The sequence below is a fragment of the Enterocloster sp. genome (assembly GCF_057861365.1).
On sequence record NZ_DBMACH010000025.1, the window covers coordinates 1 to 24,115 of the forward strand.

Annotated in this window: 25 protein-coding genes and 2 pseudogenes; 22 read left to right on the top strand and 5 right to left on the bottom strand. The window is 47.6% G+C overall.

The window, feature by feature from the left end:
• The 5 genes from ACZM6M_RS16755 to ACZM6M_RS16775 form a co-directional block, all read left to right on the top strand.
• Positions 1–388 (top strand): hypothetical protein (locus ACZM6M_RS16755; RefSeq protein ID WP_489490608.1); only part of this gene is annotated, 388 nt, incomplete at its 5' end.
• 48 nt (positions 389–436) lie between these two features.
• Positions 437–1,093 (top strand): CHC2 zinc finger domain-containing protein, encoded by a 657-nt coding sequence (locus tag ACZM6M_RS16760; RefSeq protein ID WP_044929336.1) that lies wholly within the window; start codon positions 437–439, stop codon positions 1,091–1,093.
• Positions 1,050–2,408 carry a virulence-associated E family protein gene (locus ACZM6M_RS16765; protein WP_009243215.1) on the top strand — a complete coding sequence of 453 codons (1,359 nt, stop codon included), beginning with the start codon at positions 1,050–1,052 and terminating at the stop codon, positions 2,406–2,408. Before ACZM6M_RS16760 ends, ACZM6M_RS16765 begins: the two co-directional genes overlap by 44 nt.
• Positions 2,409–2,677: 269 nt before the next feature.
• A complete protein-coding gene (locus ACZM6M_RS16770; protein WP_004845325.1) occupies positions 2,678–2,845 on the top strand; it encodes a hypothetical protein in 168 nt (55 codons plus the stop codon).
• Between the two features lie 72 nt (positions 2,846–2,917).
• Positions 2,918–4,570 (top strand): recombinase family protein, encoded by a 1,653-nt coding sequence (locus ACZM6M_RS16775; RefSeq protein WP_009243214.1) that lies wholly within the window; start codon positions 2,918–2,920, stop codon positions 4,568–4,570.
• 81 nt (positions 4,571–4,651) lie between these two features.
• On the opposite strand, the gene ACZM6M_RS16780 is transcribed toward ACZM6M_RS16775, so the two are convergent.
• Entirely contained in the window at positions 4,652–5,548 is an 897-nt protein-coding gene (locus ACZM6M_RS16780; RefSeq protein WP_004845327.1) for a LysR family transcriptional regulator, read from the bottom strand.
• Between the two features lie 125 nt (positions 5,549–5,673).
• On the opposite strand from ACZM6M_RS16780, the pseudogene ACZM6M_RS16785 reads away from it, so the two are divergent.
• The 6 genes and pseudogenes from ACZM6M_RS16785 (at position 5,674) to ACZM6M_RS16810 (ending at position 10,859) form a co-directional block, all read left to right on the top strand.
• Positions 5,674–6,910 (top strand): annotated as a pseudogene (locus ACZM6M_RS16785) (argininosuccinate synthase).
• On the top strand, positions 6,904–8,205 hold the full coding sequence (locus ACZM6M_RS16790) for an adenylosuccinate synthase (protein ID WP_004845329.1): 1,302 nt from the start codon (positions 6,904–6,906) through the stop codon (positions 8,203–8,205). The pseudogene ACZM6M_RS16785 and the gene ACZM6M_RS16790 overlap by 7 nt, the downstream one beginning before the upstream one ends.
• The gene (gene pyrB, locus ACZM6M_RS16795; RefSeq protein ID WP_009243212.1) at positions 8,202–9,149 is read left to right on the top strand and encodes an aspartate carbamoyltransferase; all 948 of its coding nucleotides are present in this window, start codon (positions 8,202–8,204) and stop codon (positions 9,147–9,149) included. The genes ACZM6M_RS16790 and pyrB overlap by 4 nt, the downstream gene beginning before the upstream one ends.
• Positions 9,143–9,568 carry an aspartate carbamoyltransferase regulatory subunit gene (locus ACZM6M_RS16800; protein WP_009243211.1) on the top strand — a complete coding sequence of 142 codons (426 nt, stop codon included), beginning with the start codon at positions 9,143–9,145 and terminating at the stop codon, positions 9,566–9,568. The genes pyrB and ACZM6M_RS16800 overlap by 7 nt, the downstream gene beginning before the upstream one ends.
• Before the next feature lie 6 nt (positions 9,569–9,574).
• The gene (locus tag ACZM6M_RS16805) at positions 9,575–9,967 is read left to right on the top strand and encodes a PaaI family thioesterase (protein WP_004845332.1); all 393 of its coding nucleotides are present in this window, start codon (positions 9,575–9,577) and stop codon (positions 9,965–9,967) included.
• A 106-nt stretch (positions 9,968–10,073) separates the two neighbouring features.
• Positions 10,074–10,859 (top strand): YoaK family protein, encoded by a 786-nt coding sequence (locus ACZM6M_RS16810; protein ID WP_009321374.1) that lies wholly within the window; start codon positions 10,074–10,076, stop codon positions 10,857–10,859.
• 60 nt (positions 10,860–10,919) lie between these two features.
• Here ACZM6M_RS16810 and ACZM6M_RS16815 read toward each other — a convergent pair whose 3' ends face one another.
• From ACZM6M_RS16815 to ACZM6M_RS16830, 4 genes are all read right to left on the bottom strand, one after another.
• Positions 10,920–12,038 carry a 5-methyltetrahydropteroyltriglutamate--homocysteine S-methyltransferase gene (locus ACZM6M_RS16815; protein WP_009243209.1) on the bottom strand — a complete coding sequence of 373 codons (1,119 nt, stop codon included), beginning with the start codon at positions 12,036–12,038 and terminating at the stop codon, positions 10,920–10,922.
• A gap of 1 nt (position 12,039) precedes the next feature.
• Entirely contained in the window at positions 12,040–14,322 is a 2,283-nt protein-coding gene (gene metE / locus ACZM6M_RS16820; protein ID WP_009243208.1) for a 5-methyltetrahydropteroyltriglutamate--homocysteine S-methyltransferase, read from the bottom strand.
• A 125-nt stretch (positions 14,323–14,447) separates the two neighbouring features.
• Complete coding sequence (locus ACZM6M_RS16825) at positions 14,448–15,356, bottom strand: LysR family transcriptional regulator (protein ID WP_009243207.1); 909 nt, start codon at positions 15,354–15,356, stop codon at positions 14,448–14,450.
• Positions 15,353–15,649 (bottom strand): cysteine-rich small domain-containing protein, encoded by a 297-nt coding sequence (locus tag ACZM6M_RS16830; RefSeq protein WP_173019868.1) that lies wholly within the window; start codon positions 15,647–15,649, stop codon positions 15,353–15,355. Before ACZM6M_RS16830 ends, ACZM6M_RS16825 begins: the two co-directional genes overlap by 4 nt.
• A gap of 395 nt (positions 15,650–16,044) precedes the next feature.
• Here ACZM6M_RS16830 and ACZM6M_RS16835 point away from each other — a divergent pair, with 395 nt between their 5' ends.
• The 11 genes and pseudogenes from ACZM6M_RS16835 to ACZM6M_RS16885 all read left to right on the top strand — a co-directional run bounded on the left by ACZM6M_RS16835 (position 16,045) and on the right by ACZM6M_RS16885 (position 23,850).
• Positions 16,045–16,278, top strand: coding sequence for a hypothetical protein (locus ACZM6M_RS16835; protein WP_044929331.1), 234 nt, complete (start codon positions 16,045–16,047; stop codon positions 16,276–16,278).
• Positions 16,279–16,286: 8 nt separating this feature from the next.
• Positions 16,287–16,655: a hypothetical protein gene (locus ACZM6M_RS16840; RefSeq protein ID WP_009321377.1), complete on the top strand. Its 369-nt coding sequence runs from the start codon at positions 16,287–16,289 to the stop codon at positions 16,653–16,655.
• Between the two features lie 63 nt (positions 16,656–16,718).
• A complete protein-coding gene (locus tag ACZM6M_RS16845; RefSeq protein ID WP_009243204.1) occupies positions 16,719–17,558 on the top strand; it encodes a VirB6/TrbL-like conjugal transfer protein, CD1112 family in 840 nt (279 codons plus the stop codon).
• A gap of 12 nt (positions 17,559–17,570) precedes the next feature.
• Positions 17,571–18,041, top strand: coding sequence for a DUF4313 domain-containing protein (locus tag ACZM6M_RS16850; protein WP_009243203.1), 471 nt, complete (start codon positions 17,571–17,573; stop codon positions 18,039–18,041).
• 6 nt (positions 18,042–18,047) lie between these two features.
• The gene (locus ACZM6M_RS16855; RefSeq protein ID WP_009243202.1) at positions 18,048–18,494 is read left to right on the top strand and encodes a PrgI family protein; all 447 of its coding nucleotides are present in this window, start codon (positions 18,048–18,050) and stop codon (positions 18,492–18,494) included.
• Positions 18,487–20,817 carry a VirB4-like conjugal transfer ATPase, CD1110 family gene (locus tag ACZM6M_RS16860; protein WP_009243201.1) on the top strand — a complete coding sequence of 777 codons (2,331 nt, stop codon included), beginning with the start codon at positions 18,487–18,489 and terminating at the stop codon, positions 20,815–20,817. The genes ACZM6M_RS16855 and ACZM6M_RS16860 overlap by 8 nt, the downstream gene beginning before the upstream one ends.
• 72 nt (positions 20,818–20,889) lie before the next feature.
• Positions 20,890–21,687 (top strand): annotated as a pseudogene (locus ACZM6M_RS16865) (DUF6674 family protein).
• A gap of 115 nt (positions 21,688–21,802) precedes the next feature.
• Complete coding sequence (locus ACZM6M_RS16870; RefSeq protein WP_009243198.1) at positions 21,803–22,354, top strand: hypothetical protein; 552 nt, start codon at positions 21,803–21,805, stop codon at positions 22,352–22,354.
• A 59-nt stretch (positions 22,355–22,413) separates the two neighbouring features.
• Positions 22,414–22,770, top strand: coding sequence for an MmcQ/YjbR family DNA-binding protein (locus ACZM6M_RS16875; RefSeq protein WP_009243197.1), 357 nt, complete (start codon positions 22,414–22,416; stop codon positions 22,768–22,770).
• The gene (locus ACZM6M_RS16880) at positions 22,757–23,437 is read left to right on the top strand and encodes a hypothetical protein (protein ID WP_009243196.1); all 681 of its coding nucleotides are present in this window, start codon (positions 22,757–22,759) and stop codon (positions 23,435–23,437) included. The genes ACZM6M_RS16875 and ACZM6M_RS16880 overlap by 14 nt, the downstream gene beginning before the upstream one ends.
• Positions 23,438–23,658: 221 nt before the next feature.
• Positions 23,659–23,850, top strand: a complete 192-nt coding sequence (locus tag ACZM6M_RS16885) for a hypothetical protein (protein WP_009243195.1) — start codon at positions 23,659–23,661, stop codon at positions 23,848–23,850.
• Positions 23,851–24,115: the final 265 nt, after the last annotated feature.

A 24,115-nucleotide genomic window follows, 5' to 3' on the forward strand; every position in this document is an offset into this window, starting at 1 on the left:
CTATGACAAGGCGGTGGAGGTGGTGACCGATACTGTCCGGCAGGAGACACACAAAGAAGATATTCGTTTGATTGAGGAAACAAAAAAGTGGGTACTTTCGCCGGAGCGGAAGGCCCCGCAGAAGGAGCGTGACTACGCCGCCGCCCGGCTGGATGGAGTGATTACCAAAATCAAACGTGTCATGCAGAGTGCCCTGGCAAAAATCCAGAAAACGCTTATGCAGCCGGAGGTCAAGAAGGCCGGTAAGGAGCAGATCAAGGAGAAAGCCAGAGAATCCATCCGGGATAAGCTGGCGAAAGACAAGCTGGACGCTGACCGGGATAACCGGGAACGCTGGGAACGTGAGGGGCGGATCGCTCCGACTAAGAAACACGATATGGAGTTATGAGGCATCTGATTTTCTGCGGAAACCAGGTGTCTTTTTCTCTGTCTGGAGGTGAGAAAATCGAATGTATTTGAAGCGGTGAAGGAGTCTGTCACCACAAGGCAGGCTGCGGAATATTACGGGGTGCAGGTTGGCAGGAATGGGATGGCCTGCTGTCCCTTCCACGATGACAAACATCCCAGCATGAAGGTTGACCGCCGGTTCCACTGCTTCGGCTGTCAGGCGGACGGGGATGTGATTGATTTTACCGCCCGCCTGTTTGGTCTGAGCGGTAAGGAAGCGGCTCTGAAGCTGGCGGAGGATTTCTCTGTCCGCTATGACGCCAAAGGCCATGACCCGCCCCGCAGGAGGCCGGTCAAACGGAAAATCAGCGAGGAACTGCGCTACCGGCAGGCGGAGCAGAAATGTTTCCGGGTACTGTGCGATTACCTGCATCTGCTGGAACGCTGGGAGAAGAAATACGCTCCGCAAACGCCGGAGGAAGCATGGAATCCGCTGTTTGTGGAAGCACTGCAAAAGAAAGCACACACGGAGTATCTGCTGGATGTTCTCCTGTCCGGCAGCATGGAGGAACGGGCTTCCGTTGTCGCCCAGTACGGAAAAGAGGTGAGGAAGATTGAGCAGCGAATATCAGAGTTTGCCGCCAGCCACCCGGCAGGCCGCCATGAGCGCAGCCGAAGCCTTAGCGCCGGAGCAGAGCGCCTCTGAGGTGCGGGAAAGCCTCTCCGTCACCGAGAAGGGCCAGCCCGCCAACACCATCGGCAACTGCCGGACGGTGTTCTGCCATGACCCTCTCCTGCGCGGGGCGATCCGGCTGAACCTCCTGACTGACCGGGTGGACATTGTGCGGGATTTGGGCTGGCGCAGGAATACCAGCGCCCTGACGGATACAGACGTGAAGTATCTGCTTCTCTATTTTGAGCAGAACTATGGCCTGACCAGCGAGAAAAAGATGACAGCGGCGCTCTCTATCGTGGCGAATGAAAACTGCTACCATCCCATACAGGACGTGCTGAACGGCCTTGTCTGGGACGGGACGCCCCGCATCCGCTCCTGTCTCCATCACTTCTTGGGTGCGGACGAGAGCGACTATGTGGAGGAAATGCTGAAACACTTCCTGCTGGGGGCTATCCGGCGGGTATTCCGGCCCGGCTCCAAATATGAGGAAATGCTCTGTCTGGTAGGCGGTCAGGGCGCTGGCAAATCCAGCTTCTTCCGCCTGCTGGCGATCCGGGACGAGTGGTTTTCCGATGACCTGAAAAAGCTGGATGATGACCGGGTGTTTTTGAAACTGCAAGGACACTGGATTATTGAGATGTCGGAGATGCTGGCTACCAGCAGCGCCAAAAGCATTGAAGAAATCCGCTCATTCATCAGCCGCCAGAAGGAAACCTACCGGACGCCCTATGAAGCCCAGCCCAAAGACCGGCTGCGGCAGTGTGTGTTCGGCGGTTCATCCAACACGCTGGACTTCCTGCCCCTTGACCGGGCCGGGAACCGGCGCTTTTTGCCGATCATGATTTACCCGGAGAATGCGGAGGTTCACATTTTGGAGGACGAGGACGCCTCCAGAGCCTATCTTTTGCAGGTCTGGGCGGAGGCCATGACGATTTACCGCAGCGGCCACTACTCTATGAAGTTCAGCAAGTCCATCCAGCGCCAGCTGGTGGAGGTACAGAAGGATTTCATGCCGGAGGACACGGAGGCCGGGCAGATACAGGGCTTTCTGGAACACTACACCGGCAGCATGGTCTGCTCCAAACAGCTGTTCAAGGAGGCGCTGGGCCACACCTATGACGAGCCGAAACGGTGGCAGCTGCACAATATCAACGAGATCATGAACACGGTGGTGACGGGCTGGAAGCCGTTCTCCAATCCGAGGATGTTCGCCGGGTATGGCAGGCAGAGGGGCTGGGAACGGGACGTTTCCGGCAACGAACTGCCCGGCAACGAAGATGGATTTGTGGAGCTGACCGAGGAAGAATGCCGCCAGCTGGAACTTCCCAAAGAGTGGATCGCATAAAAATAGCGGTCTGTTGCCGGGATGGTTGTCACTTGGTTGCCGGGTTCGTTGCCGGGGATTTTCCGGTCTGGATACGGAAAAAGCCTGTAAATAAGGCATTTTCTAATATCTATCTCTATCTCCGGCAACGAAAGCAACGAGATTTTTCAAGAAAATTTAGAAAGTAAGATTTGCAGGCCAGACGGTAGTTTACAGGTTTTTGGAGGTTCGTTGCCGGACTTCGTTGCCGGTGTGCTATTGTCTGGCCTGCCACTCTATGGAGGTAGCCTATGGAAAAAAGCAAGCAGCAGAAAAATAAAGTCCGTTTTATGGTGGTGCGGGAGTTCTCCGGGGAGAAATCCATGCGGGAAGCCTTTGAGCAACTGATCGAGCGCCAGACCTGCGAACACTTCGAGGAATGGCTGGAACAGCGTGAGATGGCGGAGAACGCTGCGTAAAAACGGTTGATTCAGGGACAGGGGCATGGTATGATAATGGTATCGTGTCCCTGTTCATAGAAGGAGAACGCTATGAGCAGGAAAAAACAAGTCTATGAGAAAATCACCGCTCTCTACTGCCGTATCTCTCTGGATGACGGCGGCGACAATGAGAGCATGAGCATCAGCAACCAGAAAATCATGCTTCGGGACTTTGCTGAAAAGCATGGGATGTTCCAGTATGAGTATTATGTGGATGACGGCTATACGGGCCGCAATTTCAACCGCCCTGCCTTCCAGCGTATGATCGCTGACATTGAGGCAGGGAAGATCGGCTGCGTCATCACCAAAGACCTATCCAGACTTGGTAGGAATTATATTGAAGCTGGCAGCTATATCGAAATCTTTTTCCCCAAACACAATGTGCGCTATATCGCCATCACGGACGGCGTGGACAGCCTGACCCGTCAGGAGATGGACATTACGCCCTTCAAGAATATCCTGAACGATATGTATAGCCGGGATATTTCTAAAAAGGTGCTGGCGGGCATCACGACCCGCTCCCGGCAGGGAAAGTTCTGCGGAGGGACGCCGCCCTTCGGCCTGATGCGTGACCCGGAGGACAAAGGGCATCTTATCATTGACCCGGAGACAGCGCCGATCATCCGTAAAATCTATGACTATGCCCTTGACGGGCTGGGCTGCATGAGGATTTCCAAACGGCTGATGGAAGAAAAAATCCCCATCACCCATGTCAAGGCCAATACGGAGTTTGACGCCAACTATTACTCTTGGGGCGGCGCAAGGATCAGCCATATCCTGCGGAATCCCTTTTATAAGGGCGCACATCTGGTCTTTTGGACACACCAGAAGGGCATCCGCTCCAACACTTATGACATTATCCCCCGTGACCAGTGGGAAGTGATCGAGGGCTGCCATGAGGCGATTGTGACGCCGGAGGAATGGGAACAGGTACAAGCTATCATTGACCGCAAACCACCTATCATGAAAGGCAATGCCTGCCCCTTTTATAATCTGTTCCACGGGCTGGTCTACTGCGCTACCTGCGGGAAGTCCATGCAGGTGCGGTATGAAAAGGTCGGCAGAACCGGGAAGAACCGGTTCACCGGCGAGATGCGGGAACCGATTGACAAGGCGTACTATATCTGCCAGACTTATAACCGCATGGGATGCAAGGTCTGCTCCAGCCACAAGATCGAGGCCAGAGATTTATACAATCTGGTGCTGAAAGACATTCAGGAGCTGGCGGCGCAGGCCATGAAGGACGCCGATGCGTTCTATCAGCACCTCAGCAGCCGGATGGAGCGCCGGTATCTGGTAGACGCTTCTCAGACCGAGAAGGAACGGAAACGGCTGGAAGCCCGGAATCAGGAAATTGATGTGATGTTTTTAAGCCTGTACACGGATAAGGCAAAAGGCATCCTGACCGAACAGCGGTTTATGAAACTGACGGCGGCGCTGGAACAGGAGCAGGAATCCAACCAGAAGCGTCTGCATGACCTGGCGATGATGCAGAGCCGGGCGGACGCACAGGAAAGCGAAGTCCGTACCTTTATCAAGGAAATCCGGCGCTATTCCGCTATTGAGGAACTGGACGAGGCAATGCTGAACCGGCTTATCAGCCGGATTCTGATTGGCGAGGTCAAGAAGGTGGACGGACAGAAGGTGCAGAAAGTCAAAATCGTTTATAACTTTGTCGGGGAAATCCCGGAGATTGCAGCATAAAGACAGTACAGCCCTCCCCGTACCGGGGAGGACTTTTTGATATTTGGAAAAGATAAAAATGTATGTGTTATTTATAGCATCCTAAAAGGCCATTGTTTCCAAAATACCGGTTTTAAGATTTTGAGCAGCAGCGCTCAATGGACGTTTCCTGTCATATACCATACAAATCTGACGTTCAGGGATTGTTTCCCGCAGATGAATCTGGAAGATCTCACGTTGCTGAAGTGCTTCCTTCGCCATTGGTTCTGGAAGAAAAGCTAGCCCTAATTCCGCTTTTACCAAAGGTAAAATCTGATCTGTGGTAGCTGCTTCCGTGTCTGGTATCAACTCCAACCCGTGGGACAGGAACAATTTATGATAAAAATTCCAGGTCATAGTTTCTTTTCCGAGGCAAATCAACGGATAATTTTTTAGTTCGGCAAGTGTCAGCTCCTGGCTGCCCAGTGCCGTAAAAGTTTTGCCGCCCACAAGAATTTCACGGAAGGGCCGCAAATGCAATTCCTTCAAAGAGGTATCCACGTTGGTCGGCGTTGATACAACAGCAAAATCAACTTCACCGTTTTTAACAGAGCGGATGGCTTGCGGAGTGGAATGGTTATATATTTTCAAGCGAATACCGGGATGCTTCATGTGAAAGGGCTTCAATATATCCAGCAGGTAGATATTCAATGCGGTTTCGCTGGCTCCGATTGAAATACTTCCATGCTCCAAACCACTGTGCGCATTTAGTTCGGTTTCGGCTGTTTGTATCTGAGAAATGGCAGCTTCGACATGAGTGAACAACATTTCTCCTTCTGGGGTCAGTTGAACACCTCGATTGGTGCGTATAAATAACGTACAGTGCGTTTGCTGCTCCAGGCAGTTCATGGCGCGGGTAACGTTGGGCTGTCCGCTGCCCAGTGCATGAGCCGCTTTTGTGAAATTCTTGTATTTGGCTACATAATAAAAAACCTTGTAATATTCAAAGTTGACATCCATCCAGGCATCCTCTTTCTGATATGCTAATTGCTGATGATCACTATATCAATAATACTTTTTACATATTCCTGCCTGTCCAGTATAATAGATTTTGGTTCCAAAAACAAGTGAAGGAGTGCTTTAGTATGAGTGAAATCAAAAAAGTTGTGCTGGCATATTCCGGTGGTCTGGATACCTCCGTTATTATCCCGTGGCTGAAAGAACACTATGACAACTGTGAAGTGATCGCTGTCTGTGGAAATGTTGGACAAGACGATGAATTGGATGATTTGAAACAGCGAGCAGTGGCTTCTGGAGCCAGCAAACTTTATGTCGAGGATTTAACGGATGAGTTTGTTAATGAGTTTGTTATTCCTACTATGCAGGCGGGAGCTGATTATGAAGGGTATTTATTGGGAACCAGCCTTGCCCGCCCTATTCTGGCTAAGCGTGTCATGGAAATTGCAAAGGCAGAGGGGGCGGATGCTGTTTGCCACGGCAGCACCGGAAAGGGCAACGATCAGGTGCGATTTGAGCTGGCCATTATGCACTTTGCGCCGGAAATGAAAATCATTACACCGTGGCGGGAATGGGATATTCAAAGCCGCAATGAGGAGATTGATTACGCCGAAGCCCATCATATTCCTTTGAAAATAAATCGAGAAACCAATTACTCAAAGGATAAAAATCTTTGGCATCTTTCTCATGAGGGATTGGATTTGGAGGACCCAGGTAATGAGCCGCAGTATGAAAAAGAAGGTTTTCTGGAAATGAGCGTTTCTCCACTGAAAGCGCCGGATACTCCTACATATGTGGAGCTGGACTTTGAAAAAGGCGTACCTGTTAAGTTGAACGGCAAGGCAATGAAATCATCAGACATTATTTCTAAGCTAAACGAGATTGGCGGCTGTAATGGTATTGGCCTGTACGATGTGGTGGAAAACCGTCTGGTTGGTATGAAAAGCCGAGGAGTGTACGAGACACCGGGCGGAACCATTCTGTATAGAGCGCATGAGATATTAGAAACACTGACATTGGACAAAAAAAACTGCCCATAAGAAAAAGGAATTGTCTATTTGCTTCGGTGAGTTGGTTTACGACGGACAGTGGTTTTCTCCGCTGCGCAAAGCGTTGTCTGCATTTGTGACAGAGACGCAGCAGACCGTCACCGGAAAAGTACGTCTGAAGTTATATAAGGGCAACATTATCAATTCAGGTGTGTGGTCCCCATATTCTTTGTATAGCGAGGATATTGTCACATTTAATGAAGGAGAGGGCTATCAGCAGTCCGATGCTACTGGCTTCATCCGTCTTTTGGGGCTGCCTACCCGTATACAGGCGTCTGTAAATGCCCGAAATAGAAGGGAGGCAGAAAAATGCTGACTGCGGTGACAGGTATCAAGTGGGGGGATGAAGGGAAAGGACGGGTTATTGATCTGCTGGCAGAGCGGGCGGATATTGTCGTGCGTTACCAGGGGGGAAATAATGCCGGGCATACGGTCGTAACCAAACAGGGAAAATTTATTCTGAATCTGCTACCATCCGGGATTCTTCATCCCAATGTGGTGTGTGTTCTTGCGGATGGTATGGTAGTTGATTTAGAGCATCTCTCCAATGAAATTGCCGATATTCGCGGCAAAGGGGTGTCTGTAACACCTCAAAATTTCAAACTGTCCGCTCGTGCAACCATCTCCATGCCGTGGCATCGGATACAAGATGATTTGGAGGAAGAACGTCTTGCGCAGAGCGGAGTTGCTTTCGGCTCTACTCGCAGGGGAATTGCTTATGCCTACAGCGATAAGTATCGCAAAAAAACATTGCGTTTAGGTGATCTGCTTCATTTAGATGAGCCATATATACAGGTTCGTCTAAAAACCATGCTGGAAGCAAAAAATTTGGAACTGGCAGGCTGCTATCATCAGGAGCCAATGTCTTATCCGGCCCTGCTTGCCTGGTGCCAGAAGCAGGCAAAGGAGTTTTTACCCTATATCTGTGATACCGGAAATTATTTGGATACAGCGTTATCGTCAGGAAAACAGATGGTTTTGGAAGCGCAGCTTGGCGCTATGCGTGATATTGACTATGGCATTTTCCCCTACACTTCCAGTTCTACAACGATTGCGGCCTATGGGCCGATTGGAGCGGGAATTCCTGGCGTGCAGCCTGACCATGTGGTCGGTGTGTTAAAGGCTTATTCAACGTGCGTTGGTGCAGGCCCATTTGTGGCCGAGAACGCTATGCCTGAAGAATGGAAGGAATCCCTGCGCAAGGCCGGCGGTGAATATGGCGCTGCAACAGGCCGCCCACGCCGGGTTGGGCCATTTGATGCGGTTGCAAGCCGGTACGGCCTAAAATGCCAACGCGCTGACAAAATCGCATTGACTAAGTTAGACGTACTCAGTTATATGCAGGAAATTCCCATCATTACGGGATATTTGTACAAAGGCAAAGAAACAGACACCTTTGTTCCTACGGAAAATCTGGAAGAATATCAACCGGTTATCAGCTTCATTCCCGGCTGGAAACAGGACATTTCCGCTTGCCGTCGCTGGGAGGAACTGCCGGATGCTGCAAAAAATTATATCAAAACGCTGGAAAAATTACTTGATCACGAGATCCAGTTTATCTCTGTCGGCGCAAAGCGCGAAGAATATCTGATAAAGGGGGAATGGCTGTGAGACACCTGATTGAACCAACCGATTTCAATGACGATGAAACGATGGCAGTCCTGGATTTGGCTGATCGAATTGCCGCCGCTCCGGAGATGTATGCGCATGTGGCTGACGGCAAAAAGCTGGCGACCTTATTTTATGAACCCAGTACGAGAACCCGGCTTTCTTTTGAATCTGCCATGCTAAGTCTGGGCGGGCAGACGCTCGGCTTCTCCGGAGCAGAACAGTCCAGTGCAACCAAAGGAGAAACGGTTGCTGATACAGCTCGCGTAGTCAGCTGCTATTCCAATATTATAGCTATGCGCCACCCAAAAGAAGGTGCTCCGCTTCGCGCTTCCATGTTTTCCAAAGTTCCTGTCATAAATGCTGGTGACGGAGGCCATAATCATCCTACACAAACTTTAATTGATTTGCTGACGATTCGCCAGCGCATGGGACGGTTGGATCATCTGACCGTTGGTTTTTGCGGTGATCTGAAGTTCGGCCGGACAGTGCATTCTTTGGTCAACAATCTTGTTCGTTTTTTAGGAAATCAGTTTTATTTTATCTCGCCAGAGGAACTTCGCATTCCCGAATATTTGAAGGAGGATACATTGCACCCGGCAAATTCCTTATATTGGGAGGTCAGCAGTTTGGAGGACACACTCCCTAAGCTGGATGTGTTATATATGACCAGAGTGCAGAAAGAACGTTTTTTTAATGAGGAAGATTACATTCGGCTAAAGAGCATCTACACGCTTGACCCTGAAAAAATGAAATTGGCTAGGCCGGATATGCCTGTGTTGCATCCACTGCCTCGTGTCGATGAAATTACTCGGACGGTAGATGATGATCCCCGTGCCGCTTATTTTGATCAGGTGCAGAATGGCGTTTATGTTCGCATGGCACTAATTATGGCTCTGTTGGGAATTGCCGATCCTGTGACTGGAGAGAAGGTGTTAAAATGCTGAAGGTAGAACCCATTCAAAATGGTGTGGTTATTGACCATATCCCCGCTGGGCGCGGTATGGAAATTTACCGGCTGCTCCATCTGGAGAGCAAATATCAGGCGGTTGCGCTGCTGCAATCTGTGCGCAGTGAGAAATATGGAACAAAAGATCTGATTAAGATCGAAGGTTCAAACCTTCCGGAGCGGCTGGAGATTTTAGGCTATCTGGATCGGCGAATTACACTAATCTATATCAAAGACGGAGTAGTGGAGCGAAAATGTCAGCCTGATATGCCAGAGATATTGCGAAATGTGGTTAAATGCACAAACCCACGATGTATTACCAGTATTGAGGCAGGATGCGACCATATTTTCAAACTGTCTCCTTCTGGGAAGTACCGCTGCCTTTACTGTAATCAGGAACTGCCGGTACAGAGGTGATACCATATGGATTTTTCTGCATACGAAAAAGGCAATCCTTTTATGTCTTATAACCATATTCAAATATGCAAAGTTGACCCGGATTGCTGTGTGGTAAAGGTAAACTTGGTTGCCGAATCTATGAATCTTCATGGACACGTACATGGAGGATTGTTATATGCAATGGCAGATTGCGTGGCGGGAATTTTTGCCAGAATGGATGGTAGAGATTATGTAACGCAAAGCGCACATATCAATTTCCTGCATAACGTACAGTCAGGGACAATCTTTGCAAAAGCTGAAATCATAAAGCGCGGTAAGCACATGGCTTACTTTCATATCAGCATTACCGATCAAGATGATCATCTTCTTTGTGATGGTATGGTTGATATGTATTGTATTTCAGGATGCCAAACATAGTCAGGCTTCTGCTATTTTGAGAATACATACATAGAGGTATCTTTAGTTATACATCAAGGAGTGAACACATTTGCATGGAATTATAAAATGCCAGCATCAGGGACAAATGTCCGAATCTTTCCCAACTGCCGCATTTTTGTCAATATCAGGCGGCCTGCAAGATGCCTATACCTATGTGTTCCGGGGCAAGGTGTTCGCCAATGCTCAGACCGGGAATATCGTATTACTTAGTCAAAACATCTGTGAGCGTAATTGGTTGCAGAGCGCACACTACTTTGTTCCGTTGGCAGCATTTGCAATAGGCATCATTGTTGCAGAGCAGATACGGGGAAAATATCAGAATGTGCAGAATATCCACTGGAGGCAGATTGTCCTGCTACTGGAAATGATTCTGCTGTTTTTGGTAAGCTTTCTTCCGCAAAGTCTTGATATGCTGGCTAATGCACTGGTATCTTTTTCCTGCGCTATGCAGGTGCAGACATTCCGAAAGGTGAATGGTTACGCGTTTGCCAGCACCATGTGTATCGGAAATATGCGTAGCGGCATGGAAGCACTTTCTGCATACATCAGAACACATGATAGAAATGTTTTAGGGAAAGCTTTGCGCTATTGGGAAATCATTTTCCTATTTGCTGTTGGCGCTGGAATCGGCGGTCAATTTGTTGTTCTGTTCGGAGCGCATACGATCTGGTTTTCCTGCCTGCTTCTATTGGTCAGTTTTTGCCTGATGTTTATCAGAGAAGAAATGAAAGAACACCCGGAAATTAGCGTCGAGGAAGAAACGATACAGAAAGATCTGTGGGACATTGAAAAGCAGATAAAGAATATAGGTCACCAGGTCGGGGAAGATATATCGGTTATGAAATCACCGCATAATAAAGATTCTCAATAACAAATTAAATCGCGGCGTCGAATGAATAAAACTCCGACGTCGCGATTTTTACAGAAAAATTTAGCCCCAGACTTCCTCAGCAATCTCTTTAACCAGCGCCAGTTTCGCCCATTGCTCTTCTTCAGTCAGCTTATTGCCGATCTCGCAGGAAGCAAAACCGCACTGCGGGCTGAGATACAACCTGTCAAGAGGGATGTACTTTGCAGCTTCATGGATTCGGGCAATCACGGCCTCTTTATTCTCCAACTGCGGCTGCTTTGTGGTAATCAGTCCGAGAACCACTTTCTGTCCGCTTCCGATTTTTGCAAGAGGCGCAAAGCCACCGGAGCGTTCATCATCAAACTCCAGATAATAGGCACTTACATTTTCTTCGCCGAACAAAACGTCGGCCACGGAGTCATAGGGGCCACTGCTGGCATAAGTTGAATGGTAATTGCCCCTGCAGACATGGGTGGTGATGTTCATCCCCTCTGGCGCTCCGTTAATCACCTGGTTGTTAATATCTTTATAGGCATTCTGGACGGCCAAAAGCCCTTCTTTCGTTGCGGCGTGCATTTCCTGTCCATTTTTATCCGCCAGCATTCCCCATGTGCAATCGTCAAACTGCACATTCCTGCAGCCTGCATCGTACAGCTGATGCAGTACAGCAATGTAAGCCTGTGCAATGTCGTCCATCAGCGGCTTGGCAGAACTGTAAAAGGCCTCTGTGTGTTTTCTGGCAAAGGGCATCCAGAATTGTGCCAGCGTCTGAGCAGGGGCGGGGATTGTCTGTTTTGCTATAGTCTTTTCGTCCTCCAGCGCCTTCACATACCGAAAATGATCCACAAAGGGATGCTCACCGGACAATCCGATCCTGCCGGTCACAAAAGTATCATCGATCATCGCCGCCTCTCCGTGGAAGGGAAGGCCGGTGTTCGTTTTCTTATGGCCGACGCCGTCGAATCCCCACATAAAATCCAGATGCCAGGTAGCGCGGCGGAACTCGCCGTCAGTAATAACATGGTATCCGGCCGCTTTCTGCTTCGCCACCAGTTCGGTAATGCACTGATCCTCCACAGCTTTGAGCTGATCGGCGGTAATGGCTCCTGCTTCATAATCGGCGCGGGCCTTTTTCAGTTCTGCCGGACGAAGAAAGCTGCCCACGTAGTCGTAACGGAACGGTGCGTATAAATTACTCATATCAAATGTCTCCTTTGCATTCGTTTCTTATATTTTTCGCCGCCTGGACCATATTTTTCAAACTGGCAACGGTTTCGGTTTCCCCTCTGGTTTTTAATCCGCAGTCTGGGTTGACCCATAAATGATCTGCCGGGATCTTGTCCAGCATCAGCCGGAGGGCGGCTTCAATTTCTTCTACACTCGGAATGCGGGGGGAATGGATGTCGTAGACGCCGGGACCCACCTCCGTTTCAAAATGATGCGCCATCAGGCTGTCCAGAATCGTAAGTTTGGAACGGGACGCCTCAAAGGTAATCACATCGGCGTCCATTGCGTCGATTTCCGGGATAATGTCCTCAAACTCGCTGTAGCACATATGGGTGTGAATCTGCGTTTCCGGTTTTACCTTTGCGTGGCAGAGACGGAATGCCTTGATCGCAAAGTTCAGATAGTCGCTATGCCAGTCGGCGCGGCGGAGCGGCAGCTTTTCCCGGAGCGCGGCTTCGTCAATCTGAATAATACGGACGCCTGCAGCTTCCAGTTCCAGAACCTCTTCCCGGATTGCAAGGCCGATCTGATACATCATCTCCTGCGTGGAAATATCTTCTCTGGGGAACGACCAGTTCAAAATCGTGACTGGTCCTGTCAGCATTCCCTTCACATCCTTATCCGTCAGGGAATTGGCATAACGGATATAATCGGTAGTAATGGACTTCTTGCGTTTGACGTCCCCGAACACAATCGGCGGCTTTACGCCCCGTGTACCGTAAGACTGTACCCAACCGCCTATGGTAAACACATAACCAGACAGATTTTCGCCAAAAAATTCCACCATGTCGTTGCGTTCAAATTCGCCATGCACCAAGACATCCAGACCAATGTTTTCCTGTAAAGCGATGCAATCCCGGATGAATCCCTTTGCATTATTTCGGTATTCTTCTTCGCTGATTTCGCCTTTTCGGAATTTTGTTCGGTTCTGCTTGACTTCCTTTGTCTGCGGGAAAGAGCCAATCGTTGTCGTGGGCAGCAGCGGGAGATTCAGCAGTTCTTTCTGCGTTGCCTGCCGTTCCTTTCTGGGCACCCTGCGGGTAAAATCCGATTCAGTAAGTGCCGCAACCTGTTTCTGTACCTCTGTGTCGGTTCTCAGCTCACTGGTTTGGAACAGTTCCTGATTTTGCAGATAGCGCCGGTCACAGGAATAGTCTGCAAGTTCAGCCAGGCAGCAAAGCTCACGCAGTTCATCCAGCTTTTCATACGCAAAGGAAAAATGCCGGATAATTTCGGTGGAAAGCTGCGGCTCATTCTTTACAGTATACGGCACATGGAGCAGGGAGCAGGATGTACTGAGTACAATGTGGTCACAGCAGCTTTTCAAACCGGCGATTCGCTCCAGTACGTCTTTATAATTAGTACGCCAGATGTTTTTCCCATTTACAAGTCCCGCAAACAGGATTTTATCCTTCGGGAAACCGTTTGCTGCTACAAGTGCTGCGGTCTGCTTTCCTTCCACAAAGTCAAGGCCAATGCCGTCAAAGGGCAGTTCACATAGCTGCCGGTAACAATCCCGCACATCGCCAAAATAAGTTTGGAGCAGCACCTTCACTGTGCCTTTTTGTTCCAGCAGCGTTTGGTACAGCTTGCGGAAAAGGGCAACATCCCCCATTGTTAAATCCATGACCAGATACGGCTCGTCAACTTGCAGCCATTCCACGCCGTTTTCTCCACACCGCTTCAAAATATCTGCATAGGCAAACAGAATATCATCTACAAAATCAGTGGCGGATTTATTGCCGGTACAGCGGGCCAGCTTCAAAAAGGTAAACGGTCCGGCGACCACGGGCTTTGTCTGAATGCCCAGAGAACGCGCCTGATGAAAGCCATCCAGAAAAGCATCTGAGCGGAGCTTCAACTCCATATCATCATCCAGCTCTGGTACCATGTAGTGGTAGTTCGTATTGAACCACTTTTTCATGGTAAATGCTTTGACATCTCCCTGCGCCCCCTGATACCCACGGGCCATGGCAAAGTATGTGTCTATATCGGAAAGCCTCAGATCGGCATACCGCCTTGGAATGGCGTTCAGCATATAAGCGGTGTCCAGCATCCCGTCATAAAGGGAAAAATCATTGGACGGGATAAAGCCGGCACCTGCGTCCCTCTGGCGTGTCCACTGCTCCATTCTCTGCTGAGAGACAACCCGTTTCAACTCATCGGCATCTATTTCGCTGCGAAAATACGCTTCTGTTGCGAACTTTAATTCTCGGTGGATCCCGATACGCGGAAATCCAATAATTGAATAGTCCATAATGTGTCCTCCTTGGGTATGATCGTTCTTTTTCAGTATACCTGCGGGAAAGGGTTCTGTAAAATACGGAAAAGCAGCGGTTTGCCATAGATTGAATCTATAGCAGACCGCTACTTTATGTTCTGTCATTCCTGTGCGGAAGCATATCGTTTCAGAGCTTCGATATACAGAGTTCCAAATTTACCCGGTCCGACCTTGCTGTGAGTGATGTAGCCGATTTCCATGTAATCATCCACAGCAAGGGGGACAGCAACAATATTTTTCCCATTTAGTTCTTCGTTGATAACGCCGCTGCAAATGGTGTACCCGTTCAGACCAATCAGGAGATTGAACAGCGTGGCCCGGTCAGAAACCATAATGTCTTTCTTGCTTTCCAACGTACTTAAAATTTCCTCAGAGAAGTAGAAGGAATTGTGTTCTCCCTGCTCATAGGACAATCTCGGATAGGTTGCCAGCTCATCCAATTCAACAATTTTCTTCTTTGCCAGAGGACTGAACGTACTGACAAAAACGTGAGGCTTTGCGATAAATAAACGATGAAATTTCAAATCATTTTCCCGCATGGTCTTGCGCAGGACAGCTTCATTGAAACTATTAAGGTAAAGCACACCCACCTCGCTTCGCAGCTTTGCCACATCTTCAATCAACTCATAGGTCTGCGTTTCACGGATGCGGAAGTCGTATTCTTCACCGCCATACTGTTTCAAAAGCTCAACAAATGCTTCTACCGCAAAAGAATAATGCTGCGTGGACACACAGAACTGATGCTTGACAGGGGTCTTCCCTAAGTATCGTTCTTCAATCAGATTTGTCTGTTCAATCACTTGACGGGCATATCCTAAAAATTCTTCTCCCTCCGCCGAAAGCAGGATGCCTTTATTGGTACGTTTGAAAATAGTAATTCCCAGTTCATTTTCCAGTTCCTTGATTGCGGAAGTCAGGCTGGGCTGGGCGATATAAAGCTGTTTTGCCGCCTCGCTGATCGTTCCGGCCGCAGCAACCGTCACAATGTATTTCAGTTGTAAAAGGGTCATTCGTCATCCTCCTGATCTGGATATGGAATTGCCGCAAGGATTTCTCCATAGCGTTCCGTAATTACACCATAATTCTCCCGCAGATGGGGAAACAGACAGCGGCTGCAGTCCTTGTATCCGTTGGGAAGGTAGGCAAACTTTCCGCCGCAGCGATCTCCCAATACATACAGAGGGCAATAGCAGAATAGGCAATTAAAATTTTCCGGGTCGGCACCCTTATGGCAGGGGAAATATTCACATTCCCGGTTGCAGAAATAAGCATAGTGCTTATTTTCCCAATACTGATTACGCATGAAAAGACTCCTTGCAAAAAAGGGATTTATTTTATACATAGGAACCGTAAGAAAAAAGCGCATCCAAACAGACACGCTCAACAAAGCACAGCTTCCTGCGCCTAAAAAACGTGCTTCCGGTTCCGGCAGAAGCACCATACGCTCCCACGTATCTGACTTACCTTTCCCTCAGGAAAGTTTCACAGTGATCGACTCGCCGGGACTTGCACCCGATTCCATGTTCCGTCTTTGCGGATGGAGCGATATGATGATTCAATTTTCATCTATCATTATAATCCAAACACATAACGTTGTCACGTGCTGCTTTATGCGTAAGTGCCAAATTCTCAAAGTAATTTGAATTCATCACTTGACATTGTGGCAAAGAACTTTTGACCCCCGATGAAGTACGCCTTTTGGATAACCGGAAGGCAGTGCTTCTGGTGCGTGGAGAACGCCCCATTCTGGATGAGAAATATGATCTGCATAAACATGTGAATGTGAAATATACGGAGGATGGAGGGGCGCCGCCTTATGATTATGCGAAGGCTCCCCTGTCCCATGAAGATGTAACCATTGATACCAGGAGACTGGATGATTATGAACTGCTCTCGGCTGGGGAGATCCTCGGCAGGGAGCAGTCTTTTTGATTGGAGGAATGCCATTGAAGAAAAGAAATGAAATGCCAAAGAGACAGACAGCAAACCATGCTACTGCACCGATGCCTATGGGCAGAGGACCAAAGCGTACCCTTGCCGCGTATGCAGCGCTGGTGCTTACTATGACGGTAGGTGGTATCCCGGTGCTTGCAGCCGGAGATCCCCTGTCAGTCATCAATAACCTGTCCACCTTTATCTTCTCCCTGATCCGGGCCATCGGCTTGATCTTACTGGGATTTGGTGTGGTGCAGGTAGGTTTGAGCTTAAAGAGCCATGATCCCAGCCAGAGAGCCAACGGGTTTCTGACGCTGGCAGGCGGTGTCATCATCACCTTTGCAAAAGAGATCCTGGACCTGATCGTTGGGTAGTGGGTAGAGACAGAAGCGGGCAGGGAGGACATCTTCCTGCCCCGGCAAAGGAGGTGAGACTGTTTGAGTGATAACTGGATCGTGCAGAACCTAAACTCTGCACTGAACACCTGGAATGAGAAGCTAGCAGAAATCTGGACGCTCCTTACCCAAAGCCCGGAATCCTTTAAGGGCGGGACGATCTGGAGTGTCATCACCGGGATCAACGGGGCGCTGACTGCCATTGGATATGGACTTTTGGTACTGTTTTTTGCAGCCGGGATCGTAAAGACCTGTGGCAGCTTTACAGACATGAAAAAGCCGGAACATGCCCTCAAAGCCTTTATCCGGTTTGCACTGGCACAAGGCGCCATCATGTATGGCATGGAATTGATGACCGCCCTGTTTTCCATTGTACAGGGGATCGTATCGACCATCATGGCACAGTCGGGAATGGCAGACGGGGGTGTGACAGAGCTTCCGGCAGAGATCGTGGAAAAGATCGAAGCGGTAGGGATGCTGGAATCCATCCCCTTGTGGATCGTGACGCTGCTGGGAAGCCTTTTGATCACAGTGCTGTCTTTTATCATGATCCTTACGGTATATGGAAGGATGTTCAAGCTGTATATGTATACTGCCATTGCGCCCATCCCCATTTCCACCTTTGCGGGAGAACCCTCCCAGTCGGTGGGGAAGAACTTCATCAAGTCCTATGCAGGGGTGTGTCTGGAAGGGGCGATCATTGCACTGGCCTGTATCATTTTCTCCGTCTATTCTGCCAGTCCGCCAGCCATTGGGGATACGTCCTTAAGTGCAGTGACCATTGTGTGGAACTATGTAGGGGAATTGGTATTCAACCTGCTGGTGCTGGTGGGTGCGGTGAAAGCATCTGACCGGATCGTAAAAGAGATGATGGGATTGTAGGAGGAAAGAACCATGCGTAAAGAAATATATGAAAATCAGGAAAGCAGCGATACACTGCCTTTCCATTGGGAATTTGGTAAGGAAGAGATCACCCTGAAAGTGTCCAGCTATGCCTATGGAAATGGGCTTGCGGTTTTGATGTATAGTCAAAGTGAAGGGGAGCTGGAATTATTTAGTGACTTGACGGTCAATCTTCCGGGCGGGTATGGACTGAAAACGCAGGAGGCATTTGTAAGCGGTGATTTTACCAGGGATAAGCTGGCCTTCATTCAAGAGAACAGGCTGGGAAAGGTGCTGCCAGGACAAGCCCGTTCAGGATTTGCCACCTACACCCCGGTGGCATTTGATCTTTCAAGACTCTCCCGGTATGACCGGGAAGGGGTGGAAGAATTTTGCAGACAATGGGGGTTGGACATTCCAAAAGAACAGGAAAAAGTCCAAGGGAGATCGACAGGAAAAAAGAAAAGAGAAAGAGAGAGATAGAAGTATATGGAAGTAAAAATGAACAAAGAGATCCGCAACTATCAGGAGTCCATGTTTATGGGACTGAACCTGCGCCAGTGTATTTTCTCCCTGCTTGCCATCGCTGTGGCGGTAGGGATTTATTTTGGCCTGGGAAAGTATGTGGGACAGGAGATGACCGGGTGGCTGTGCATCTTAGGGGCTGCCCCATTCGCAGCCTGTGGTTTCTTCCAGTACCATGGCATGAATGCGGAGCAGTTTGCTTGGGCGTATATCAAGTCTGAATTTTTATACCCCAAGCGCCTGCTGTTTCAAAGTGAGGACCTGTACCATGCCTGCATGGAAGAAACGCTGGCCTTGGGAGAAAAGTCTCAAGGGGATGGCGCAGCCCTTATGAAAAAAAGAGAACAGCGGGCAAAGAAGAAACGGATGAAACAGAAAAAGAAAACGGGAAGGAGTGGTGCGTTTGATTAAAACCTTACAACAGGCATTGAAAATGGACCGGGAGAAGTTCAAAGTCCCAAGGTCTGTCCAACAGGCCATCCCGATCCAGCGGATCTGGCCGGATGGGGTATTCCAGTCCGGGACAAAATTTTCCAAGACCTTCCGGTTTTCCGATATCAACTATGCTATCGCAAGCAAAGAGGATAAGACGGAAATGTTCTTGGATTATAGTGAGCTGTTAAATGCCTTAGATTCCGGTGCGGCGGCAAAGATCACTTTAAATAACAGAAGAATCAATAAAGAAGAGTTTGAAGCATCCCTGCTTCTGCCGATGAAAGAGGACGGGTTGGATGAATACCGAAAGGAATACAACGAAATGCTGCTATCCAAGGTTAGCGGCACCAACAACAGCATCTATCAGGAACGGTATCTGACGGTCAGTGTCCATAAAAAGAACATCGATGAGGCAAGGACTTATTTTGCACGTGTGGGAACGGATATCATCACCCATCTGAGCAAGCTGTCTTCCATTGGGGAAGAACTGGATGCGGAACAGAGGTTACAGATCTTCCGGGATTTCTTCCGGGCAGATGAACCCCAGTGCTTTCCTTTCGATATGAAGGCATTTGCCAAAAAGGGGAGCAGCTTCAAGGATTGGATCTGTCCCCAGTCCATGGAGTTTTCCAAAGACTGCTTCAAGATCAATGAACGGTTCGGGCGAGTGCTGTATATGCAGGATTATGCCAGTTATGTCAAGGATGACATGATCTCGGAGCTGTGCGATCTAAGCCGGGACTTGATGCTGTCCATCGATATCCTCCCGGTACCCACAGACGAAGCGGTGCGTGAGATCCAGAACCGTCTGCTTGGCGTGGAGACCAATGTGACCAACTGGCAGAGACGCCAGAATGCCAACAATAACTTTTCTGCCATTGTGCCTTATGATATGGAACTGCAAAGAAAGGAAACCAAAGAGATGCTGGATGACCTGACCACCAGGGACCAGCGGATGATGTTCGGCATCCTCACCATGGTGCATATGGCAGACAGCAAGAAACAGTTGGATTCGGATACGGAGAGTATCCTGTCAGTGGCAAGAAAGCATTTATGTCAGATGGCAACCTTGAAATGGCAGCAAGTGGATGGACTCAATACGGTACTGCCTTATGGCATCCGCAAGATCAATGCCCTTCGTACCCTGACCACAGAGTCTACCGCAGTGCTGATCCCCTTCCATACTCAGGAGATCATGCAGCCGGGCGGTATTTATTATGGGCAGAATGCGGTGAGCAAAAATATGCTGGTGGCAGACCGGAGGAAGTTATTGAATGGAAACTCCTTCCGATTGGGTGTCAGCGGTTCAGGAAAGAGTTTCTCAGCAAAAGAAGAGATCGTGGACCTTGCCCTGTCTACGGAAGATGACATCCTCATTTTAGATCCGGAGTCGGAATTCGGTTCTTTGGTGGAAGCGCTGAACGGGGAAGTGATCTCCATTTCTGCAACGTCCCATACCCATCTGAACGCACTGGATATGGATTCTGCCTATGGAAACGATAAGAATCCACTGATCGAGAAGTCGGAATTTATCCTGTCCCTGTTTGAACAGTTGGTGGGTGCTGGAAATCTGTCCGCCAAGGAGAAATCCATCCTGGACCGCTGTACCGCAGATGTGTACCGGGAATATATCCGAAGCGGTTACCAAAGTGAAGTGCCGACCTTGAAGGATCTGTACCGACAGCTCATGCTCCAGCCGGAAGAGGAAGCCAGGGGGCTTGCCTTGTCTTCGGAGTTGTTCATTAACGGAAGCCTGAACACCTTCGCTCAGAAAACCAATGTAAATACGAAGAATCGCATTATTGCCTATGATATCCGGGAACTGGGAGAGCAGCTCATGCCCCTGGGGATGCTGGTCACCTTGGACAGCATCTTCAACCGGGTGATCCAAAACTGGAAGAAAGGAAAGACTACCTGGATCTTTGCCGATGAGTTTTATCTGTTGTTCCGCTATCAGTACAGTGCGGACTTTTTCTACCGGCTCTACAAGAGGATCCGTAAATACCATGGATTTGTCACAGGTTTAACGCAGAATGTGGAGGAACTTTTGAAATCGGATACGGCAAGACTGATGCTGGCAAACAGTGAGTTTTTAATCCTTTTAAACCAGGCGACCACAGACCGGGACGAACTGGCCGCCCTTTTGAACATTTCCGAGAACCAGTTATCCTATATCACCAATGTAGGCGCAGGGAAAGGGCTGATCCGCTGTTCCGGAAATCTTGTGCCATTTGAGAACAGTTTCCCGAAGAACACGAAGCTGTACCGCTTGATGACGACAAAACCAGGGGAATGCTAGTAAAAAAAATATTTTTGTGTGGTGCTGCTGAACGTTTTTCGGCAGCATCCTTTTGGGAAGGAGGGAATGTAGATGGAAGAAAAAAGCGTAGAGATTCCAAAAATAAAAGGACCGCTTCGGGAGCAGGACAGTATCAGGGCGTTACTGGAGCTTTTGGAACAACAGGGCATGGAACAGGAAAAAGGGGATGTGATCCGCATGGCAGATCATATCGATTCCATGGAAATGCAGCTCGGAACCGTCTTGAAGGAACTGGGGGAGATGAAGAAGCAACTGGGCGTGATGCAGGAAAGCAAGGTTAAACTCTTTGCGGTGAATACGATCCAGAAAGTAGAACATCAGGTGCAAACACTTCGCTTTCAGGTGGGAGAATAGAAACGAAAGTTTATGGAACGGGCAGAACAGGCAGTTTTTGATTTTAAAGAAAAGGGAAAAGATGCCCTTGCCTCTGCGGTAAAAGGAATGCACCTTACCCAAGGCTTACAAAAGCTGCAGTCTTCCCTACATACGGTCATGCTGTCGATGGATCAGAAGATTGACCGTCTGGGGAGCATGGCGGAGGAACTGCACGTTGCCAAAGGGCATCTGAAAAACGCATTTTTGAAAATGAACGGAAAAGATACCGCAAAGATCACAGAGCGAAATCCGGAACAGGGGATCATCTTTCAAACCCAGAAGGTGTTATTCCAATCCATGCGGAGCATCCATAAGCTGGAACAAAAAACAGAGCGATTGCAGCAGCAGATCGGGAAGCTGGAAGAGAGACAAGGAAAACAGGCATCTTTAAAAGATACCTTGCAGGAGCTTCGGCAGGAAACAGCACCCCGTCAGCTTGGGAAAAAAGAAAAACAGAAGGCAGCGATCCGATAAAGGGGAGTTTTCTGAAGGGAGGTGAGAGCCATGAAAGAAGAAACAACCATTACCTTTCTTGCTTCGCAGACTTCTTTCTGAATGAAAAAAAGATAAGCATGAGGAGAAAAGAAAAATGAACAATAATCGAGGCGGAGAAAGAACGATTTATGATGAATCCCTGTTCAGAATATTTCTTTGGTCAGGATTTCCAATATTTATGATTTTGCTGTTTGCCTGTGTGGCAATTAGCGGGATTGTCTTCATTTATAGGCATTCAGATCCAGAAGGAGTAAAAATTATTATTTTTTGTTTTGCGGTTTTAATTCCAGTTTCTTATGGAAGCCCATTTGTTAGTTTATTTAAGGCGTGGAAACAACAACATAAGATTGGGATTTTTTGGAAAGAGAGGACAGATCATCATCTTCCAGAATGGAAAAGAGATTGGTATTTGATTTGCGACAGAGGTGGATTTATTCTTGAACATAGAAGTTACATAAAACGGATTATTGGCTGCCGTGAGGAAACGGAAAGAGCAGATCATGCACGAGGAAAAGTTTATTATATAACATTTGAGGATATTGATGGGAAAAAACACACATTGAAATTTTCTTATGAGTCGTGGGCTTTGGAATTTCAGAAGTGGTTTGAAAAGCAGACATATGAAAAAGAAAATGTAGAACTCTAGGAATAAAAGGAGTGCTTTAAAATATAAAAATAAATAAGTATGATTAGGAAGTGAAACTGATGGATCGTAAAGATGTATTTGAATATGTAAAAAAACAATATGGAACAGTACCGGAATATCTTTGGAAAGAATCCCCAGAAAGTGCGGTACTTCGTCATAAAAACGGGAAATGGTATGCAGTGTTGATGCAGGTTAAAAAATCTAAGTTAGAACTAGAAGGAGAGGGCACGGTAGATATTATTAATGTGAAGTGTGAACCGGATATGGTTGGAGTTTTGATAGAGACCTATGGTTTTCTTCCAGGATATCATATGAATAAGGAACATTGGATTACGATGCTGATGGACGGAACTGTAAGTGAAGCGAAGATTTTAGATTTTTTGGATATGAGTTACGATTTAATTGATAGAAGCTGATAAAAAAGAAACTATTATTGTGGGATATGCCTTTTTGGAGGATGAATCTGAAGAAGAACGTGCAGCATTACAGAGACGCCTGGAAAAAACATTTGGTACAGATCATTTGCTTTATTTAGCAGGCGATAAAGAGGATGTTGAAAATGCGAAAAAAGCAGGCAAGAGTTTGGGAATTTATTTGGCGGAGCAGATATTAGCTGGAGAGAATTTCCATAAAGTGGTAAATGAAGCCACGGAAGAAGAAGTATTGGAATTGCTGGAAAAGAATCCTTGCTCTATGACAGATCAAGCATTAAAAGAAATGATTCAGCAAAAGTTATCTGATTACGAAGATGCGGATGATCTTGAAAAAGAAGAGAATGCGGATCGTGATGACGAGCAGAATGAGGATATTTTAGAACCGCAAAAAGAAAGGAATGAGGAACAAGAAGAATCTGCTTCGGGAGAGAAATTAGAAGAAGTTGGTGAGTCAAAGGAATCAGATGAGCTGGATACAATAAATGAACCAGAATCTCAAGTTGAGGAACATGAGTCAGATACACAAGATATTTCAGACGAACCAGCAGAGCCTACCGAGGAAATAGATTCATATGAAATGGAATCAGAAGATGATTCGACGGAGAGCGAAGGAGAAGAATCAGAGATTTCAGGTGAAGCAGATGAATAAGTGAATACGTGATTTTGTAAGGAAACCAAGAGCTGCAAGCTAAGAAATTAGTGAACAGCTCTTTTTTGATGCTTTGTTAGTACTCCAACAATCTCTTGGACCACTTCGGGAGCAGCATTTTCTATTTCTTATGGAATTTTAATATAAAAGGAAATATGCTTTCCCCTATTTAATATATTCTGAGGTATTCTTGATATGCAAAAGGAAATGAGGTGAATGATGTGAGTATTATAAAAGCGATTAAAAAGTGTGAATATGATTTTGAAGTTCGTGCAGAAAAATTTTTGTGGCATCATCCTGTACTTGGATTTTTTTCCATCTTTGTAGGAATGCCTTTGATCGTGTTATGTGCTGTTTGTGCGATTACAATTGTTTTTGCTTTTCCAATGTCATTGCTTTTTGGATGGATCTAATCTTTATTGTATCTTAAACTGTGGTTCGAATGATTTATGCCATATTAAGAGAAAAAGGACTATGATAATGCATGGAAAAGTTGTAAAGGATTATAGATAGAAATTACAAACAAGAAGGATGTTTATGAATTCGAAGAATTTTTTATAACATAAAATAATAGATCAAGGAGCTTCCTGTATAATTCAAATATAAGGAATTCCAAGAAAGAAGGTTGAGAAAAAAATACCTCAGTGTAGAATAAGATTACTGACTTTGCACGGTTAG

What these genes read in the sequence shown, in the direction of transcription:
- ACZM6M_RS16765 (WP_009243215.1), top strand. Translation starts at nt 1,050, where the DNA reads ATGAGCGCAGCCGAAGCCTTAGCGCCGGAGCAGAGCGCCTCTGAGGTG.
- ACZM6M_RS16770 (WP_004845325.1), top strand. Translation starts at nt 2,678, where the DNA reads ATGGAAAAAAGCAAGCAGCAGAAAAATAAAGTCCGTTTTATGGTGGTG.
- ACZM6M_RS16775 (WP_009243214.1), top strand. Translation starts at nt 2,918, where the DNA reads ATGAGCAGGAAAAAACAAGTCTATGAGAAAATCACCGCTCTCTACTGC.
- ACZM6M_RS16780 (WP_004845327.1), bottom strand. Translation starts at nt 5,548, where the DNA reads ATGGATGTCAACTTTGAATATTACAAGGTTTTTTATTATGTAGCCAAA.
- ACZM6M_RS16790 (WP_004845329.1), top strand. Translation starts at nt 6,904, where the DNA reads ATGCTGACTGCGGTGACAGGTATCAAGTGGGGGGATGAAGGGAAAGGA.
- ACZM6M_RS16800 (WP_009243211.1), top strand. Translation starts at nt 9,143, where the DNA reads ATGCTGAAGGTAGAACCCATTCAAAATGGTGTGGTTATTGACCATATC.
- ACZM6M_RS16805 (WP_004845332.1), top strand. Translation starts at nt 9,575, where the DNA reads ATGGATTTTTCTGCATACGAAAAAGGCAATCCTTTTATGTCTTATAAC.
- ACZM6M_RS16810 (WP_009321374.1), top strand. Translation starts at nt 10,074, where the DNA reads ATGTCCGAATCTTTCCCAACTGCCGCATTTTTGTCAATATCAGGCGGC.
- ACZM6M_RS16815 (WP_009243209.1), bottom strand. Translation starts at nt 12,038, where the DNA reads ATGAGTAATTTATACGCACCGTTCCGTTACGACTACGTGGGCAGCTTT.
- metE (WP_009243208.1), bottom strand. Translation starts at nt 14,322, where the DNA reads ATGGACTATTCAATTATTGGATTTCCGCGTATCGGGATCCACCGAGAA.
- ACZM6M_RS16825 (WP_009243207.1), bottom strand. Translation starts at nt 15,356, where the DNA reads ATGACCCTTTTACAACTGAAATACATTGTGACGGTTGCTGCGGCCGGA.
- ACZM6M_RS16830 (WP_173019868.1), bottom strand. Translation starts at nt 15,649, where the DNA reads ATGCGTAATCAGTATTGGGAAAATAAGCACTATGCTTATTTCTGCAAC.
- ACZM6M_RS16840 (WP_009321377.1), top strand. Translation starts at nt 16,287, where the DNA reads ATGCCATTGAAGAAAAGAAATGAAATGCCAAAGAGACAGACAGCAAAC.
- ACZM6M_RS16850 (WP_009243203.1), top strand. Translation starts at nt 17,571, where the DNA reads ATGCGTAAAGAAATATATGAAAATCAGGAAAGCAGCGATACACTGCCT.
- ACZM6M_RS16855 (WP_009243202.1), top strand. Translation starts at nt 18,048, where the DNA reads ATGGAAGTAAAAATGAACAAAGAGATCCGCAACTATCAGGAGTCCATG.
- ACZM6M_RS16870 (WP_009243198.1), top strand. Translation starts at nt 21,803, where the DNA reads ATGAACAATAATCGAGGCGGAGAAAGAACGATTTATGATGAATCCCTG.
- ACZM6M_RS16875 (WP_009243197.1), top strand. Translation starts at nt 22,414, where the DNA reads ATGGATCGTAAAGATGTATTTGAATATGTAAAAAAACAATATGGAACA.